Here is an 18,471-nt window from a genome sequence, read left to right on the forward strand (position 1 = left end):
CTTACCTTGTATTTTTAATAGTTCTTCAATAAATATTCTTGGATATAAGAAGCTATTTTTACATTAATCGAATTACCAAATTGTTTGTATGAATAAAAATCATTGTTATTCTTAGATAAATCACTATAGATTTTAAAATCTTCTGGGAAACTTTGTAGATTAGCTGTTTCTCTTGGTGTTAAATGTCTTCACTTTTTAGCATCATAATCAAAAATTATTGGTATTTGGACCATTGCAACTAAAGTTGGAAATTTTATTGGTCTTTTACATCTAATACCAGACTGTCTCAACTGAATAAAAGAATCCTTTAAGCTAGTTATATCTTTTCCTGCTTGTCATTCAAATTTTTGTTCTCTTTTGTTTCATTCACTAACTTTATGTTTTTTTAGTCAAGCATCTATAAAACCTTTATTTTTTTCATAAATACTTCTCATGTCACTTATATATTTTTTTCTTCAACTTGGCAAACCTTCCAAACTATAGTTTTGCCCAAACTCAAAAGTTCAAATAACTGGCAATGTTTTTCCTTCTGGTTTTTTTACCTTTTTAAGAAACTCATCTCATGCATCAAAAACCCTTAGTAAATAAGCATCTTTATCATTTTTTTTATCTAAAAAATATTTTTTATTCACACTTTGTGATAAAAAATCATTTTTAATTTTATTTTTTGTTTCAATGGGATTTGAATAATCTATATATCCTATTTTTTTATATTCTTGTAAATCTAAATTTATGTATTCTTCATTTATATTTACTGATTCTCTTAAGACACCTGGTATAAATACTCTATACCTTTCTTGAGGGATTCCAAATTCATGAGGTGACAAAATTAAAGGTTCTTTAGGTATCAAATAACCTATTTCTTTCAATGTTTTGATAATTATTTCTCATGTTTTTCCATTATCATGATTAACTAAATGCTTTACATTTTCTAGCAAAATGTATTTGGGTTTTTTATTTTTCAAAATTTTTGCTATATCAAAAAATAATGTACCTCTAATTTCATCTAAAAAACCTTTTTTCTTTCCGGCATTAGAAAAAGTTTGACAAGGAAAACCAGCAAATAAAAAATCATGGTCTGGAACTTGAGATGCAGATTCATCCAAATCCCTAATATTAATAATTTTTTCTTTATCTACTGAAAAATTTGAAGAATATGTTTTTATAGCTTCATTATCAATTTCACTAACAAAAACACACTCAATATTAAAATTATTTTTTTTAGCTACTCTTTCAAGAGCTTTATGGAAACCGCCTATTCCTGCAAATAAATCTATAAATTTTATGCTTTTCATATCTTACTGTCCCCCTTACCATAACATTATTTTTGTGAATTACATGATATTCAAAAATAAATTCACACATATAATTAACCTTCTTATTATATATTTAACACTTGCAAACTATTTAAGAATTAGAATTATAATCATGCTTTAAGTTTGTATTTTTTTATTTTTAAATATATTTATTTTTATGTAAATTTAAAAAATTAATGATTTTTAAATAACAATTTTAATTCATCTAAAGATAATTTAGGTTGCCCAATAAAGTCATAATAATACTTAATGCTATCTATCATCTCCGGAATATTCTCTAATGTTTTTAAATCTTTGTTTTTGTAAAAATTCAATTTAACAACTGAAAATTTTTTAGAATTATAGTCATCTCTATTCACTCTAAGTATTTCTTTTTCTAACTTTGTCATAAATTGGATATCATTGTTGAATTCTCTATTTTCTCTAATTTTTTTACAGATATCAAATATGGAATCCCCTGAGTTATCATTTTTAACATTAACTATGCAAATATAATTATTCTTAAAATTAAACACTTGTTCATGTTTAATTAGAATTCTCATATCCTGACCTAATGTTGTTTTAACCTCAACATTAAAATTATTTAATGCAAAATCATAGTGATCATTAGTTCCTCATCCATTATGTCAAAATTCTTTTATAGAAAAATTAAAATATTTATTTAAATATCAAATTAAATAAAGTTCCCCAAATAAACCTATAACATCTTCAATGGTGTCTGTTTTTTCTGGAGAAAATAACAAAGTTAATGAATTAAAAAAATCTTCAAATGATATTATCTTATCTGATTGTTCATATAGCTTGCAAAGTTCAATAAAACTATTTAAATATTTATCTTCATCAATTGATTTATAAATTAACAAATCATAAAAATCATTTTTTAAAAAAGGGTTTATTTCTTCAGTTCTAATAAATTGATGTATTTTTAAATCTAAAAATTTTGTAGTAGATCCTGGGATGCTATGTTTAGATTTGGATTTAGATATAAAAAGTATAGATCCATCAAGAAATAAAAAACCTGAAGTATCATTTATAACTTTCAATAAATATAATGTTTTTGGATTATAATTTTTTAAATTAACTATATCTTCACATTCTTTTTTAAAATTCATATTATTTTATATTCTACTCACATTAGATTATTTATAAAAGGTTTTAACATACCATTCCTCTGGAACATGAATAGCAAACATATATTGATCAAAATCATCAAGACTTTCATTTGGATTAAAATGTGGCCTAATTTTATATATTTGGATAGTAATAGCATCTTTATCTTCTATAACCATTGAATGACCTAAAAAATTTTGATTTTCCCCTTGAAATAAGTACCTTATTTGATTATCCTCATAAAACCCTCTTTTCATAATGTCTTTGTCTTTATCAAAGTCAAACATTTTTTGCAAAATAATTTTCTTATCTAAGAAAATTTTTTTTCATTCAACTGAATCAAAAGGTTCCTCATTAAATATATTTAAATTTTCTAATAAATTAAATGCATCACTAACTGAAATTTCTGAATACATGCATGTAGTCTTCTTTATTTCTTCTTTTCTTCACCCTTTATAGGATTCATTAAAGCTGAATTTTTTTAAAAAATCTTCAATAAACTCAACATTTTTTTGATTCTCTTCTTTTGAAAAGATACCATATTTTTGCACAACTCATTTCTTTATAAACCCTATATTTTTCATTCAACGTGCTACCCCTCTTCTAGTGGGATTTAATTCTTTAGAATTAGTTTTAATAACTATTGAATCTAAAGATAAAGCATTGGTTTGCACTAATTGAAATTGCTCCCACAATTCTGTATCTGTTTCTGTCAAATTTCTAAACTCTTTTTGTGCTGAATCCGGCATAAAAATTTTGCATACAAATAGGTATTTTTCACGATAACCAAATCATCTGGCCCTTTGTAAAGTGGTGTCCATATTCCCTCCTTTTTTAGGCCATCTAGTAAAGAAAGTTGTAATTAAATAATCAAAGGTTATGCCCCTTTGCATTAAATTTCCGCCTATATATATTCTATGAAACATGTGCTCTTTATTACTGAAATCTTTTGCATCACTATTAAATAAGATAACCTGAGTATCAATAATCACTTTTTTAATTACATCCTTTAGATCATTAAATTTATATTTATCTAAAATAGATTCATTAAAATAGTTCTTATTATAAACGCTTTTTAACTCAAAAAAATGTGATTCCAAAGCTTCTTTATTGTTTTTTTTACAATATTCTTTTAAATTATTTGTTTTATTTTCAATGCTATTAAGTAAGTTTTTATGATTAATTTTCTTTAAATCGTTATGAACGATCATTTCAGAATATTCAGATATTCCCTCTATTTTTAGAATAGCACTTGCTATTTGAAAATAATAAAAAGCATTCAGAACAGATTTTGTTAAAATACCTTCTTGAATATTTTCTTTTTCATCATTAGGAATAGTAATAAAATAACTATCATCAGCCATGTGAAAAGTATCGCTACCATTATAACCATCAGCAGGATAAATAAGACGTAGTATCCCTGGTTTTAATGAGGTGCCAGTTAATAAAACATTTGCATGAGGTGTTGCAGTTATTGAAAGATATAAATGGTCTTTTAAAAGTTCCTTCATTCTTGAAATAGCTCCATAAGTTGCAGTTATTTCATTTTCTGTAAATTTATTATTAAGACTTGCTTGATCCCCCTCATCATCTATAATTAATGTTTTAAGAAAATTGCCCTCACCATCTATGTTTTTTTCTATAAAATCACACACTTTGTCTATTTGTTTTTTACTTTTTAAGGACACAAAAAATAATGGAATTTTATTGGATACAAGAGAATAAAAATTTGTACTATCAATTGAATCAGCTAAAGTAAAATAAGGTTTTTTATTCCAATCTTTCACATCCATAGAATATAGTTCTCCATCTACATCTTTTATGTTTTTGGTAAAAGTGTTTATAAACCTTTCATTTGTTTGACCTAATAATTTGTTGTCTGTTGCGCCCAGTAAAATTACACACTGAAATTCATTGTCTAAGGCCAAAGCAGTAAACATTTCTAAAAAAGATGTTTTTCCAGATTGAACTTTACCAACCAGCAATACATTTTTATTCTCTTTTTTCATTTGTTTAATAGAATCAAGAAAAATTTCTTTAACTCTTGCAAATGTCTTATTTTGTGATTTTTCTCCATATTTTAAAGAATGGTTGTTTCTTACTCTTTGAGAATAATCAGAAATATTTATTTTACTATTGTCTAATGTTGATTCTTCTTCTATATAATGTTTTTCAAATTTGTCAGAATTTTGCATACTATTTTTTCCCTCTTCCAAATTTATATAAAAAACTATTTAAGTTTTGTAAAAAATCATATTTATTTATCAAATACTCCTTTTCAGGATATATTGAAAACTTTTCTGCATAAATGTATGAAATAACAAAACCATCCAAAAGTACTTTAAAATCTTGAGATGTTGAGAAAGGTTTAAAAAAGGGATGGTTTAGATTTATATATATTTCTTCCTTTTTACTGTCATAAGTAAACAAATCTCTATCTGGAGAATTTTTTCAAATTACAGAAATTTGACTTTCTTTTAAACCATTTATAGGGATATTATAAAATCTAGGTTTTGAAAAAGTTTCTTCTGCAGAATTATTATAGTCTTCTTGCATTTTTTCAAATTCTTCTATTTCTTTATTATCTTTTTGAAAATCTTTATCATCATTTTGCTTTGTTAGTAAAACACTATCCAGTACATTCTGTACACTTTTTTGTATTTCATCTGAACTTTCATCACTTATAAAATCATCTGAAATTCTTTCTGATTTTGAAAGTTTTGCAATTTTTATATAATCCAATATGTTAAGTTTAAGTTCTTTTAAAAATTCTTCTTCTAATCCATCATCTCAAATGAATCCATCTTTTGCTTGATTAACTGGAAAATCTTCCATATTCAATTCTCCAAACAACTTTATAGATATTTGACTTTGACTTTGTTGAAAAATTTCTTTTGGTTTGTAGTTAAGATCTGGTCCACCCAATATAATTCTTCCATATCTAAATAATGCAAACCCTGCATTTTTATAACTTCCTTTACCTGTTTTTTTATCACTAAGAATCCCTACAAAACCTGTAACATTATATTTGTTCCCGGAAAATTCAAAATTAAAATTTATTTCTTTTTTTCACTCTTTACCTTGGTATTCTAAAACATCAAAATCATGAAATTCTAGTTTTTCTCCATCATAATAAATGTTTATTTTCCCATTTTTGATATCTCTTCTATACATGCTGCTTAAGATTTCTTTAACTTTACCTTTAGTTGTTCCACTAATTTTTTTAGTTAAATCATAAATAGTTATTGTTGTACCATGTTTATTTTTGTGTACTTTTTTAGTTTCAATTTCTATTTCATTTAAATGTTGGGTTTTCATTTTTGATATGTTGACTTCTGTAAAATATTCTTCATCTGAACCCAATCTTGTACTACTTACTGTTCAAGTGTTTCCAAACCATGAAGCTGCAGTTTTTAATCCCATACCAAATTCATTTCTTCCAATTTGCTGGGGTTTTTGATCTAATAAAATAGCTTTTTTAAAATCTGCTAAATCCATACCAAAAGCATCGTCTTGAATTGTTAGTGTATTTTCAATGTCATTATAAGTAACATGCACACTAAGTTTTGTAATATTGTATGGTTCTGAAGACATGGTTTTGTAATTTTCATAAAAAGATGCTGTTGAATTATCAACAAATTCAGCAATAGCATATCAAACTTTATAGTTTAATCTAGAAAATACACTCAGAATCCCTGCTTCAGGTTGTATGTTAAATTTCTCTTTCATTTTTACCTCTATAAAAATTTAAATTTAAGAATAATTCTTTTTTCAATTTATAAAATATAAATATTTAGTATTTTTTTTAAAACACCTGTTAAAAGAACCAATAAAAAGTTTAATTCAAAAAATAGCAAAAATAAGAAAAACCTATAAAAGAAAATAATTCAAATTAATCAAAGTGAGTGTCATATTAAAATTAAAAACTTATTTTCACCAGTATTTATATAATGGGGATAATAACATAAGTGACATTAAATAGATTCCTAGTGTTTTTTTATTATTTGTATTGATGTTCCATTTATAATGATTGCTATTTACTTTTAAAAGTTAATTAGTTTAATTTTTTTATTATATTAGAGTTATTTTTATAGATAGTTTTGTTAATCTATTTGTAACTTTTTTTGCTAAGTCTACTATTATTTTAAGGATATCATTATTTTTAATTTACTTCTTTAAATAACTTTAATAATTTTAATTAATTTAATAAAAGAAAAGAATCAGATTATATAAATCTGATTCTTTCACCAACTTATAAACAAAAAACCTTTATGCTTGTTAATAAGTTTTAATTCTTTTTGAATAGTAGGACAAGCCTTGATTACAGCAACATCAGTTTTTAATTCACTAATATCTGTCCTCATTTCTTTAAGCTCTTTATAAACTAAAGCTAAAGTTATTTTTTCACTCATGTTTTGCTCCAATTCAAATCTTACAAAAACTGAACCTGTATTTTTATCTTCATCTAATAAAAGGTTATCAAATTCAACATTTGTAACTTTTTTAGCTAAATCTACTATTAATTTAAGGATATCATTATTTTTACTTTACTTCTTTAAATAAGACTAATAAATCTAACTGGTTAAATAAAAGAAAGGAATCAGATTTATTAAATCTGATTCCTGAAATGAATAAATAAAAAAGATATATTAAAACTTACTTATTTAGCAAGTAGTAGTTCTTTTTGAATAGTAGGACAAGCCTTGATTGCAGCAACATCAGTTTTTAGTTGAGAAACATCAGTTTTTAATTCACTAATATCTGTTCTCATTTCTTTAAGCTCTTTATAAACTAAAGCTAAAGTTATTTTTTCACTCATGTTTTGCTCCAATTCAAATCTTACAAAAACTGAACCTGTATTTTTATCTTCATCTAATAAAAGGTTATCAAATTCAACATTTGTAACTTTTTTAGCTAAATCTACTATTAATTTAAGGATATCATTATTTTTGCTTTACTTCTTTAAATAACACTAATAAATCTAACTGGTTAAATAAAAGAAAGGAATCAGATTTATTAAATCTGATTCCTGAAATCAATGAATAAAAAAGATATATTAAAATTTATTTATTTAGTAAGTAGTAGTTCTTTTTGAATAGTAGGACAAGCTTTGATTGCAGCAACATCAGTTTTTAGTTCAGCAATGTCTGCTTTAACTTCAACCATATCTGTTTTTAGATGAGAAACATCAGTTTTTAATTCACTGATGTCTGTTCTCATTTCTTTAAGTTCTTTATAAACTAAAGCTAAAGTTATTTTTTCACTCATGTTTTGCTCCAATTCAAATCTTACAAAAACTGAACCTGTATTTTTATCTTCATCTAATTGAAGGTTATCAAATTCAACATTTGTAACTTTTTTAGCTAAATCTACTATTAATTTAAGCATATCATTATTTTTGCTTTTCATCTATGCTCCTTTCTAAAATATCTAAAAATTATAAAATATAAAAACACCTATACTCTTGCTCAAAAAAATCTTATTTCAAATAGGAGGTCATGTAGTTAATATTATTTATTATATTAACTAACAAGTCGTATCTATCCATGATACTTTGGTTGGATAGCTAACAATTTTATCTATAGGTTAACTATCCATAAGTAATTTTATGGGTTTTATGAAAATCTTTTCTTTCCTAAATCTTTACAAATTCTTTACTAAATCTTTCCAATTTCTTCCTTTTTTCTTCACCAATTTTTATATATAGGGAGAATATAGGGCAGAAAAATAGAATAATTACTTATTGAGGTAATTATTCTATTTTTTAGTTTTACAAAAAAAGTTATAAGTAATTTTATTAGATAAATTAGTAGATATTGATTTAAAAAACAAAATCATTAATTTATTTTTTAATCCTATTGTTTTAGTAATAGGAATTTTTCTTTTCTTATCTAATTTATAAATTTGTTTGGCAATCTTTATAGGTTGCATTCAATGTTTAGTAGAAGAATTAAATACATTTAAATAATTATTCAAATCTCTACTATATGCAGAATCTGATTTTGTATTAATAATTCTATTTTTTTCAAAATCTGAATGGGTTTTACCAATTATTAAATTACAAATACCAATCTTTTGATATTTACATTCATTATATAAACAATAAGATAATAATTTTAGAAGTTGTTTAGATATTGAATAGTGGGTACCAAATAAAGAAATAATTTCAGATGCAATTGATCCCATATTAATTATCTTTCCATGAGACTGTTTTAAGTAATTAATAGCTTGTATAGATAAATTTAAAGCAGCATCTACATTTACTTTAAGCATTTCTTGATATTTATTAATATCTAATTCTTCAATAGCAGAAGTTATTCCAAAACCACTGTTATTAATAATTAAATCTATATGATTGTGTTTTTGAAAAATTGTATACAAACAATCATCTACTTGTTCATAGTTGGTAATATCACACTCAATATATCTTATATATTTATCTTCTTTGAATTGTCTAGAAAGAGAATATACAGTGTAATGTTTAGAAGATAAATATTTTCCTATTGCATATCCAATTCCAGATGATGCCCCTGTAATTACTACAACTTTATTTATTGAATCAATTTTATTAGACATAATGTAAGTTTTTTCTAATTCAGCTAAATTTTAACTGTTGTAATAATTTAGAATTTGAAATAATAACTTTTCTTTTTGAAGATAACAATTTATTTAGTTTAGTTAAATATTCTTTTTTTTCTTTATCTAAAACAAAAAGTTTTGATTTAAATTTAAAAGGTTTAGTTTCTTGATTTAACCCAATTACTAAACTTTTTAAAAGTTGAGCCATTGCAATATTAGCTATATTTTTAGGTCCTTGATCCAAATAAATATAAATAATATTAAATAGTTTATTATTCAATCTACAAAAAGTTATTAATGGTTGAATGGTTTCAATAAATTTAACATTTCACTCTTTATTAAATTCACCAAATTTTCAAATATTGGTAGGAGTTATAGGATCAGTAGAATTTAGACTGATAACAACATTAATAGAATTAATCTTTGATTCACTAATGTTGTTATTTTTAATAGCTTCTTCTAATAATAATTTGAAGTTGTTATTTTCATTTTTTAAAAATAAATCATGTTTATTAAAATCATAATTATCTTTAAACCAAGTATCCAAATTATTAAAATTAAAAAATAAATTCATTATGCTAAAGTTCCTATAGGATCTCATGGATCTAGGTTTTCAGTAACTTGTTCTTCAATTGAAGGTAAGTTTAAATTATTTAAAGCTTCAACTAATAGTTTTTTAGAAACAACTGCTTGATAAGTATATTTATCAAATCATGAACCACTAATAGTTCAGTATCCATAATAACCTACATCATCTCCTCAACTGTTTTCAATCTTTCATCTATTGAAATCCATTTTCTTAGCTGCAAGAGACCATTGTTCATAACTACTAAAATTAGATAAATCTAAACTATAGTTTTCTTCTTGGTTAGAGTTTAATCCAACTATTACCATTGCATGAGTCATAAAGCTAGTTCTGTAAGTTAATTGTTCTCCTTTTTTTAATTGGAAAGAAGTATTGAATAAATTTTCAATATCAAATAGTTGGTCATCTCAAGTACCACTTATTCAATCTCTAAATCAACTAACATCAGAACCAAATCAAACTGGTAGTTTTGTTTTTTCTAGTTGTTCTCAAATTAAATATTTAAATAAATCTAAAGGAACATTGCAATGCAAAACTGGTCTTCCTTCAATTACATTGTTTAAGTATTTAAATGTATATAATTTAAAGAAATCTTTAGTATCTTGCGGAGCATGAATAATACTTATAAATTCATCAAGTTTAATATCTACATATTTTTGATAAAAACTTTGAGGTGTTAAATTTTTATCTAGAAAATATCTTCTAGTATATTTGTCATAACTGTCTGTATAGAACAAGTTATCATCAGCTTCTTTTACTTTTTCTAAATCAATTGAATATTCAAAATCAAAAGTTTGAGGAATTTCACCATAGAAAGTTTGTAATAACTTGAAAATTTCTTTCATCATTTGTTCTTTTTTTCTAGATAAATTTTCAGGTGATTTATCAATATCTTTTCTTAGTTCTGCTGTGAAGTCTCTTAATTTTCAATTAAGTAAATAATTTATAGTTTGTGTGTCTGCAGCATGTGCAGTATCTTTCATTACATCATATGGCACAACTCCATATTTTTCAATTAAGTTTACTGCCATATCTCATTGACCACCATCTTCAATACCAGTTCTTAAAAAGTGTCTTACCAATCTATCATCTAGTGGTTTATTGATGTTTTCAATCATTGCTTCTAAAAAGAAATTAGAACGTTCAATCTTATCTCAGAAAGCTAAATAAGCATTAGACAAAGAAAGGTTGTCTAAATTTAGTTTTTTAGCAATTTGTTCTCTAATGAAATTAGTTGCTGCAAATAATCAACATCTTCCACTCTTATGTTGGTTTTCAACTGGTAAACCAATTAAATCCAATGAAAAATTTTGATTTAGTTTATTGATCTTTTGAGCATTATAACTTGCTTGGTAAATTGATGTGTTAAATAAAATATTAGAAACTTTTTTAACTTCTTTAATATTTAAATTTTTTTCAAATTTTTCAATCAATTCAAATTCAACATTTCTTCTCATATTATTTAACTCCTTTCATAAATTTATTAAATGGTTCTCATAAAGCTAATTTAATTGGTTTAGTTGCTAATGCATTAGATAACATTTGTTCATATAAGAAATCTGTTTTATTTTGACTAGAACTAGATTTAAATTTAGCAAATTCAGTTTTAGATAAGAATTCTGGGTTTTTTAAAAATTCTTTAAATAAAGATTTACTTAAAACAATTTCATAAACATAGTTGTTAAATCAATCATCTGAAATTGTAAAGATACCTTTATTTCCAAATTTTTCTCCTCAGCTATTTTCTATATTTCATTTTTTAATAGGAATTAAATTAACTAAAGATTTAAAATCATCAATTGAAAGTTTTTTACTTTTGTTTTTAGCAAAATAATCTGATTTTACTTTCTCTCAAGATTTAGTATTTAAATCAAATCCTTGTAATGTCATTGCATGGTTTGATCCTATTTGAGAATATTCAATATGTTGAGAAATGTCTTTATTAAATTTAATATTAAAGAAATTTTCAAAATCATATAAATCTGTTGCTCAAATTCCTTTTTGACGAGAAGAGAAGTGATCTACATCACAAGCAAATCAAATTGATTTTTTCTTATACATCATTGATAGTGCCATTAATCTAAAAGTTGCTTGATCAACTGTAGTGAAAACTGCATTACCTTTTTCTTGCATTGCATTTGCATAAGTTAGTTCATATCTTTGGAATGGTTTTATTTTTCTATAAGGTGTATAAACTATACTTACATAATCATCAAAATTAAATTTAATTTTTTTAAGGAATGTAAGTGGTGTTAACCCATAAAAATTTTTAGTTTTTTCTTTTTTATCTTTTAAAAACAAATCAAACTTTTTAGGAGGCAATCCATATGCAGATACTAAAATTTTGTATACATCATATAAATACTTTTCTTTAATTTGAAAGATTTGTGATTTATCTTCTTTATATTTTCTAATTTCAATAGCAGCTTGCTTTAACTTTAAATCAAGTAATTTATTAATAGTTAAAGTATTAGAGCTTGAAAAACTATCTTCCATTTCAGATTTTGGTACTAATCCATATTTTAAAATTAAATTTTTAGCTCAATCAAAGAAACCACCATCTCCAGTAGCTTCAGACAATAAACTAAATAATACTCTATCAGTTGAGTCTACATCTACCATATCAACCATGTGGTTTAAAAAAACATTAGCTTTTTCTAATTTGTCATAGAAGTGTAAATAAGATTGAGAAAATTCAAAGTTCTCTAAATTATTATCTTCAATGAACTTATCTCTAATCATATTTAATGCAGCAAAAATTCAACATCTTCCTGAATTTTTTTGATGAGTTATTTTTGCAGATGCTGGTTTAATGTTATTAGTGTATTCACCATTGTATTTTTTTAAACTTTCAAAATCAATTGCTACATCTTCCAATTTATTATTTACTAAAGCATTTTGACTTACTCTAAATGAACTATCTTTTAATAATTCTTTTTGATATTCAAACAATTCATCTAGATTTACTTTTCTTTTTTGGTCCATCATATTAAAACCTTTCAATTATTGTGGAAACAAGTATTTTGATTATAAATAAAAAATCTATGCATTATGCATAGATTTTAATGTTATTAAACTAATTGAAGAATGGCTTCTTCAACATTATCACCTTTACGTCTACCCAATTTCAAGATTCTTGTATATCCACCATTTCTAGATGTATATTTTTTTTGTAAATCTGTGAACAATTTTTGGATTAATTGATCTTTTGTTGAAATTGATGTATCTAAAAGAATTGCAGCTGCAGCTCTTCTAGAAGCTAAGGTATTTTTCTTAGCTAAAGTGATAATTCTATCAACATGTTTTCTAGTTTCTTTAGCTTTAGTCAAAGTTGTTGTAATTTGATTATTAGCTATTACTTCAGATACTTGTTGACGAATCACCATTAATCTTCAAGAAGTAGTTTTACCTTTTTTATTAATATAAGACATAAAATACTCCCTAGTTTTGTTCTTCTTTTAATTTCAAGTTTCTGTCTTGAATCTTTTTAATAATTTCTTTGAATGATTTTTTACCAAGATTTCTAATTTTTTCAATTTCACCTTTTGTTTTGTCAGTTAATTGAGTAATTGTATGAATCCCAGCTCTTTTTAAACAATTGTATGAACGTACTGATAATTCTAATTCATCAATTGAAATTGCTAATGAAGATTTACTTGATGAAACTGTAGCTTCTTCATTAATAATTCTTAAGTCATTATAGTTATCAAATAATTCAGTAACAATTGGTTTGTAATGTTCTAATAGAATCTTTGCACTCATAGCAACAGCTTCAGCAGCTGAAACTGCACCATTAGTTGCTACTTCTAATTCTAGAACATCATTAATTTCATTTTTAGTAGTTTTAATATCACTAACTTTATATCCAACTTTAAGTACAGGAGAGAAGTTTGAATCTACTGCAATTACATTGATAGCATTGATTAATTCTTTGTTTTCACTAAATGTTGTAAAACCTCTTCCAGTTTTAACAAATAGTTCCATTTTGAATTTAACACCACTTTCAATTGTAGCAATATACATATCTTTATTAATGATTTCAAACCCAACTGGTGTTTCAATATCAGAAGCTTTTAAAACTCCACCTTTTGAGAAATCAATTTTAAGTGTTGGTCATTTTTCTAAACTCGTTTCTTTTTGTTCTTCTTCACCAAAAATTTCTTGGTCAATTTTAACAACAAGTCTTTTCAAGTTTAAAATAATTTGAGTTAAATCCTCTTTAACACCTTTAATTGATTGGAACTCATGTGAAACATTTGGAATTTTAATAGCAAATAAGCTATGCCCAATGATATTGCTTAATAATACTCTTCTTAAACTATTTCCTAATGTATGCCCAAATCCTCTTTCTAAAGGTTTGAAAACAAACACTCCATAGTCTGCATCTTTATTTTGGTCTTTACCAATTTGAATATTATATCTTAAAAATTTTTCCATCTCGTTCTCCTGTATTATCTTGGTTTCTTAGGCGGTCTACATCCATTGTGTGGAATTGGAGTAACATCGTGAATTTCAGATATTTCTAATCCAGCTGCATGTAAACTTCTAATTGCAGTATCTTTACCACTACCAGTCCCATTCACTTTTACAATTACTTTTTTTAATCCTAAATCAATTGCAACTTTAGCTGCAGTTTCTGCTGCTATACCAGCTGCATATGGTGTAGATTTTTTTGAACCTTTATAACCAATTGATCCAGAACTTGATCAAGTAATAGCATCCCCACCAGTGTTAGTTAAAGTAACAATAGTATTGTTAGCAGATGCATGAATGTGAGAAATTCCTTCAGGAGAGCTTAATTTCTTTTTTCTTTTCTTTGCCATAATTTCTCCTAACTATTATTTAGTTTCAATTTTTTTATTTGCTACAGTTTTTCTTGGACCTTTTCTTGTTCTAGCATTACACTTAGTTCTTTGACCTCTTACAGGTAAATTTCTTCTATGTCTAATACCACGATAAGAACCGATTTCCATTAATCTTTTAATGTTCATAGCAACTTCTCTACGTAAATCACCTTCGATTACATATTCAGAAGCTATTTTTCTAATAGTTGCTAACTCTTCTTCAGAAAGAGCAGAAACTTTTTTATTTTCATCTATTTTAGCTTTTGATAAAATTTCTTGACTTCTTGATTTTCCAATTCCAAAAATATAAGTTAAAGAGATTACAACTCTTTTATTATTTGGAATATCAACCCCTAATATACGAGCCATTCTTCCTCCAAAATTTATTATCCTTGTCTTTGCTTGTGCTTAGCAGTTTTGCAAATTACCATTACACGACTGTGTCTGTTAATAACTTTACAGTCCTTGCAAATAGGTTTTACTGAAGATCTAACTTTCATTGTTTTCACCTCTATTTAATTAAGATATTCTATAGATAATCCTGCCACGTGTTAGGTCGTATGGACTTAACTCAACTTCTACAGTATCACCTTTTAAAATCTGTATTTTGTAAACACGGATTTTACCAGATACGTTAGCTATTATCTCAACATTATTTTCTAGTAAAACTTTAAATTGACCACCTTGTAGGGCAGTCACTACTTTACCTTTTAATGTTATTTTTCCTTCTTTTGACATTTAACCTCTATTCAGTCAATATTTCATAACCTTCATTTGTAACCAACACCATATGTTCTCAATGGCATGATAGTTTGTGGTTAGAAGCTATTACTGACCATTTGTCTTTATCAATATAATATGAAGCATCTTCTGTTAAGATCATGGGTTCAATGCATAAAACCATATTAGGTTTAATGATAGGACCACTATTTTTAACTCCATAATTTAAGATAATGGGATCTTCATGCAGTTTTCTACCACATCCATGACCTCCAAAATCTTCTAATATGTAATATCCATTTGATACTACATATTCTTCGATAGCATTTGATATATCACCAATTCTATTGCCTGGCTTAATTTGTTTAATACCTTCAATTAATGATTTGTAGCAAACATCATTAATTTTTTGAGCTTCTACATTTTCGCCTATGATCACTGTAAAAGCAGCATCGCATATGTAACCATTATATGCAACACCAACATCAAATGTTACCATATCTTTATCTTTCAATTTGTAGTTGGTTGGGACTCCGTGAATTACTACATCATTCACTGAAATACAATTATAACCCGGAAAGCCTCTATATTGATGAAAAGGAGTTGTACAATCATTTTCAATTGTTACTTTCTTTGCCAATTCATCTAGTTCAATTAGAGACTTTCCAGCAGCTGCATTTTCAATCAAAGCTTGTCTTACTTTTTTTCAAACACTACAAGCTTTTTTGATTTGTTCAATTTCATAATTTGATTTTAAATAAATCATAATTAAGCAATCTTTCTTAAATTAAATTTGTTAATAAATAAGTCATCAATATTCTTTTCTAAATCATCTAAGTTTTCAGAATTAATAGCAACTAATTTATTAAGTTTTTCATAGTACTTAATTAAAGGTTCTGAATTTGTTCTATAAACTTTCATTCTTTCATCAATGATTTCTTTTTGGTCATCTTTTCTTTGAATTAAGAATTCACCATCATCATCACAGATGTCTTCCTTTTTTGGAGCAGAATAATGAATGTTATAAATTCTTTTACATTTACTACAAATTCTTCTTCCAGTTAATCTTTTTTCTAATACATCAAAAGGAACTTCTAAATATAATGCAAGATCAATGTCTAAGATAGTTGATAAAAAATCAGCTTGTGCAATTGTTCTAATACATCCATCCAAGATAAAAGACTTATCCATGTTTTTATCTAATGCATTTTTTAAAATTTTATTTGTTAATTCATCCGGAACTAACAACCCCTTAGAGATGTAACTTTTAAGTTCTTCTCAATAAGGACCTTTTTGATCAATTGTTTGTCTAAAAATATCACCAGTTGATAAATGTACTAATCCATAATTTTTAACAAGGTAATCAGAGATTGTTCCCTTTCCACAACCTGGTGCACCTAATAAAACTAATTTCATTTTTATTTAACCTACCATAATCTTTTTACATCATCAGTTTCAGCTTTACTTCCTAATAATTGACCTTCATTAGATTTTTTAAGACCCTTAGTCAAATTAGAATAAGTATAGTTTGTTTGAGCACTCTTAAGTGATGATCAGAAATCTAGTGAACCTGTAACCATAATAATCACACCAGTACCACCAATTGCAATCCCATTAGGAATTCCAGTAGTCATAGTAATTAAATATGGAACAATTGCTAAACAAGCTAAGAAAGGAACACCAATACAGTTAACTCTATTTAAAGTTTTAGAAATGTATTTTTGAGTTTCTTCACCCATTTTTACTCCAGGAATAAATTTCCCAGATTTTTGAAAGTTCTCAGCAAGCTTTTCAGAATTAACTTGAATGTGTGAATAAAAGAATCCAAATAAAACTATCAACACAGTATAAATAACTAATCCTACTGGTCTTTCAATTGATAAATATTCATTTATAAATTCTGACCCTGCACTACCAGAAGGTAGAAATTGAGATATTGTTGGAGCAATAGTCATAATTGAACTGGCAAAAATAACAGGAATTACCCCAGCGGCATTTAACTTAATTGGTAAGTAAGGCATTTCATCAACTTCTTTAGATAAACCTTGCCCAATTTGTTGAATAGGAATCTTACGAACTGAACCATTTACAAATGTTGTTGCTAATAGGATCAAGAAGAAGAAAACTAAATATACTGCAAAACTAAAGTATCTTAATAATTGGTTTGAAATTTGTGAACTTCCAGTTAATACTTGGAAAACACTTGTGAAGTTTGGATAAATTGAAGCCACAATCCCTGAAAGAATAATAAGAGTAACTCCATTACCAACCCCTCTTTTAGAGATAATGTCTGAAATGAAAATTGTTAAATAAGTTCCTGCAGTCATCCCTAATAGTAATAAGATAATTTGACCAGCTGGTACACTACTTAGTGCAGATTGTCCAAAGAAAGAAGAAACTAAACCTTGAGTTCCCGCAAGACTTAGTACTGCATATGCTTGCATAATAGCAAATGGAATTGTAATAAGTCTAGTTATGATTTCAAGTTTTCTTTTTCCACGCTCTCCAGCTTTAGATAACCTTGTTAAAGGTTTAATTAAATCAGAGGAAAGTAATTGGACAATAATTTGGGCAGTAATGTAAGGCGAAACCCCTATAGCCATAAAAGAAAGCCGAGAAATCCCACCACCACCTAGTAGGTTTAAAACTCCAAGAAATGAAGATTGAGTACTATCAGATAGACTATCAGTAATAGTTAATCCTGGCATTGTAATTGCAGAACCAATTCTAAATAAAATCAATAAAACAAGTGTTGCCACAAAAGACACCAACACTTGTTTATTAGTAAATATTTGTTTTAATTCATTTCAAAAAGATTTTTTATTTTGATATGTAGATAAATTATTCATACAAATAATATTAAACTATATTATTACTTAATTACAACAAATTTAGACTTACTTTTTTCTAAAGTAGCAACAGATCCTTTAGAGAATTTGTGAGCTGAAACAGAAATTGGCTTGCTAATAGTTGCAGTTCCAATTACCTTAATAGGTAATTTGTTATCTTCAATCAAACCTTTTTCAACTAATACTTTTTTATCAACATTAGCTAAATTTAATTTAACAATATTATTTAAAGTTACAACATTGTAGTTATTTGCAAAGTTTTTGTTATTGAAACCAATCTTAGGTATTCTTCTATATAAAGTAGTTTGTCCACCTTCAAATCCAGGTCTTGTGTGTCCTGATTTTCTAGATTTTTGACCTTTACTACCTCTTGTTGAAGTTTTTCCGATTCCACTACCAAAACCTCTACCAACTCTTTTAGTTTTGTGTCTAGAACCTTCTTTACTTTTTAAATTTTCTAATTTCAT

21 protein-coding genes are annotated in these 18,471 nt (G+C 25.9%); all 21 read right to left on the reverse strand.

Going from position 1 to position 18,471, the window contains the following annotated elements; translation table 4 throughout:
* Nucleotides 1-14: 14 nt before the first annotated feature.
* Nucleotides 15-1,295, reverse strand: a complete 1,281-nt coding sequence (gene dcm, locus MYPE_RS05025; protein ID WP_011077794.1) for a DNA (cytosine-5-)-methyltransferase — start codon at nt 1,293-1,295, stop codon at nt 15-17.
* Nucleotides 1,296-1,489: 194 nt separating this feature from the next.
* Nucleotides 1,490-2,428, reverse strand: coding sequence for a PD-(D/E)XK motif protein (locus MYPE_RS05030; RefSeq protein WP_011077795.1), 939 nt, complete (start codon nt 2,426-2,428; stop codon nt 1,490-1,492).
* Nucleotides 2,429-2,455: 27 nt separating this feature from the next.
* Nucleotides 2,456-4,621: a Z1 domain-containing protein gene (locus MYPE_RS05035; protein WP_011077796.1), complete on the reverse strand. Its 2,166-nt coding sequence runs from the start codon at nt 4,619-4,621 to the stop codon at nt 2,456-2,458.
* Nucleotide 4,622: 1 nt separating this feature from the next.
* On the reverse strand, nt 4,623-6,155 hold the full coding sequence (locus MYPE_RS05040; RefSeq protein WP_011077797.1) for an ATP-binding protein: 1,533 nt from the start codon (nt 6,153-6,155) through the stop codon (nt 4,623-4,625).
* A gap of 446 nt (nt 6,156-6,601) precedes the next feature.
* A complete protein-coding gene (locus MYPE_RS05850; RefSeq protein ID WP_044891319.1) occupies nt 6,602-6,838 on the reverse strand; it encodes a hypothetical protein in 237 nt (78 codons plus the stop codon).
* Nucleotides 6,839-7,086: 248 nt separating this feature from the next.
* Nucleotides 7,087-7,245 carry a hypothetical protein gene (locus MYPE_RS05855; protein ID WP_229502223.1) on the reverse strand — a complete coding sequence of 53 codons (159 nt, stop codon included), beginning with the start codon at nt 7,243-7,245 and terminating at the stop codon, nt 7,087-7,089.
* A gap of 248 nt (nt 7,246-7,493) precedes the next feature.
* The gene (locus MYPE_RS05510) at nt 7,494-7,835 is read right to left on the reverse strand and encodes a hypothetical protein (RefSeq protein ID WP_011077800.1); all 342 of its coding nucleotides are present in this window, start codon (nt 7,833-7,835) and stop codon (nt 7,494-7,496) included.
* Nucleotides 7,836-8,183: 348 nt separating this feature from the next.
* The gene (locus tag MYPE_RS05055) at nt 8,184-9,002 is read right to left on the reverse strand and encodes an SDR family oxidoreductase (RefSeq protein WP_011077801.1); all 819 of its coding nucleotides are present in this window, start codon (nt 9,000-9,002) and stop codon (nt 8,184-8,186) included.
* The gene (locus tag MYPE_RS05060) at nt 8,995-9,579 is read right to left on the reverse strand and encodes a hypothetical protein (RefSeq protein ID WP_044891320.1); all 585 of its coding nucleotides are present in this window, start codon (nt 9,577-9,579) and stop codon (nt 8,995-8,997) included. The genes MYPE_RS05055 and MYPE_RS05060 overlap by 8 nt, the downstream gene beginning before the upstream one ends.
* Nucleotides 9,579-11,048, reverse strand: a complete 1,470-nt coding sequence (locus MYPE_RS05065; RefSeq protein ID WP_011077803.1) for a C1 family peptidase — start codon at nt 11,046-11,048, stop codon at nt 9,579-9,581. Before MYPE_RS05065 ends, MYPE_RS05060 begins: the two co-directional genes overlap by 1 nt.
* A 1-nt stretch (nt 11,049) precedes the next feature.
* Complete coding sequence (locus tag MYPE_RS05070) at nt 11,050-12,576, reverse strand: C1 family peptidase (RefSeq protein ID WP_160162156.1); 1,527 nt, start codon at nt 12,574-12,576, stop codon at nt 11,050-11,052.
* An 86-nt stretch (nt 12,577-12,662) separates the two neighbouring features.
* Nucleotides 12,663-13,022 carry a 50S ribosomal protein L17 gene (gene rplQ / locus MYPE_RS05075; RefSeq protein ID WP_011077805.1) on the reverse strand — a complete coding sequence of 120 codons (360 nt, stop codon included), beginning with the start codon at nt 13,020-13,022 and terminating at the stop codon, nt 12,663-12,665.
* A 10-nt stretch (nt 13,023-13,032) separates the two neighbouring features.
* Nucleotides 13,033-14,028 (reverse strand): DNA-directed RNA polymerase subunit alpha, encoded by a 996-nt coding sequence (locus MYPE_RS05080; protein WP_011077806.1) that lies wholly within the window; start codon nt 14,026-14,028, stop codon nt 13,033-13,035.
* A gap of 14 nt (nt 14,029-14,042) precedes the next feature.
* The gene (rpsK, locus tag MYPE_RS05085; protein WP_011077807.1) at nt 14,043-14,414 is read right to left on the reverse strand and encodes a 30S ribosomal protein S11; all 372 of its coding nucleotides are present in this window, start codon (nt 14,412-14,414) and stop codon (nt 14,043-14,045) included.
* Nucleotides 14,415-14,429: 15 nt separating this feature from the next.
* Nucleotides 14,430-14,804, reverse strand: a complete 375-nt coding sequence (gene rpsM, locus MYPE_RS05090) for a 30S ribosomal protein S13 (RefSeq protein WP_011077808.1) — start codon at nt 14,802-14,804, stop codon at nt 14,430-14,432.
* A 17-nt stretch (nt 14,805-14,821) separates the two neighbouring features.
* On the reverse strand, nt 14,822-14,935 hold the full coding sequence (rpmJ, locus tag MYPE_RS05630; RefSeq protein WP_083755106.1) for a 50S ribosomal protein L36: 114 nt from the start codon (nt 14,933-14,935) through the stop codon (nt 14,822-14,824).
* A 19-nt stretch (nt 14,936-14,954) separates the two neighbouring features.
* Nucleotides 14,955-15,173: a translation initiation factor IF-1 gene (infA, locus tag MYPE_RS05095; protein WP_011077809.1), complete on the reverse strand. Its 219-nt coding sequence runs from the start codon at nt 15,171-15,173 to the stop codon at nt 14,955-14,957.
* 7 nt (nt 15,174-15,180) lie between these two features.
* On the reverse strand, nt 15,181-15,921 hold the full coding sequence (gene map / locus MYPE_RS05100) for a type I methionyl aminopeptidase (protein ID WP_011077810.1): 741 nt from the start codon (nt 15,919-15,921) through the stop codon (nt 15,181-15,183).
* Nucleotides 15,922-15,923: 2 nt separating this feature from the next.
* Nucleotides 15,924-16,571: an adenylate kinase family protein gene (locus MYPE_RS05105; RefSeq protein WP_011077811.1), complete on the reverse strand. Its 648-nt coding sequence runs from the start codon at nt 16,569-16,571 to the stop codon at nt 15,924-15,926.
* An 11-nt stretch (nt 16,572-16,582) separates the two neighbouring features.
* Entirely contained in the window at nt 16,583-18,004 is a 1,422-nt protein-coding gene (gene secY, locus MYPE_RS05110; protein ID WP_011077812.1) for a preprotein translocase subunit SecY, read from the reverse strand.
* 23 nt (nt 18,005-18,027) lie between these two features.
* Nucleotides 18,028-18,471 carry a 50S ribosomal protein L15 gene (gene rplO, locus MYPE_RS05115; RefSeq protein ID WP_011077813.1) on the reverse strand — a complete coding sequence of 148 codons (444 nt, stop codon included), beginning with the start codon at nt 18,469-18,471 and terminating at the stop codon, nt 18,028-18,030.

It is taken from the genome of Malacoplasma penetrans HF-2 (assembly GCF_000011225.1).
Lineage (GTDB): Bacteria > Bacillota_I > Bacilli_A > Mycoplasmatales > Mycoplasmoidaceae > Malacoplasma > Malacoplasma penetrans.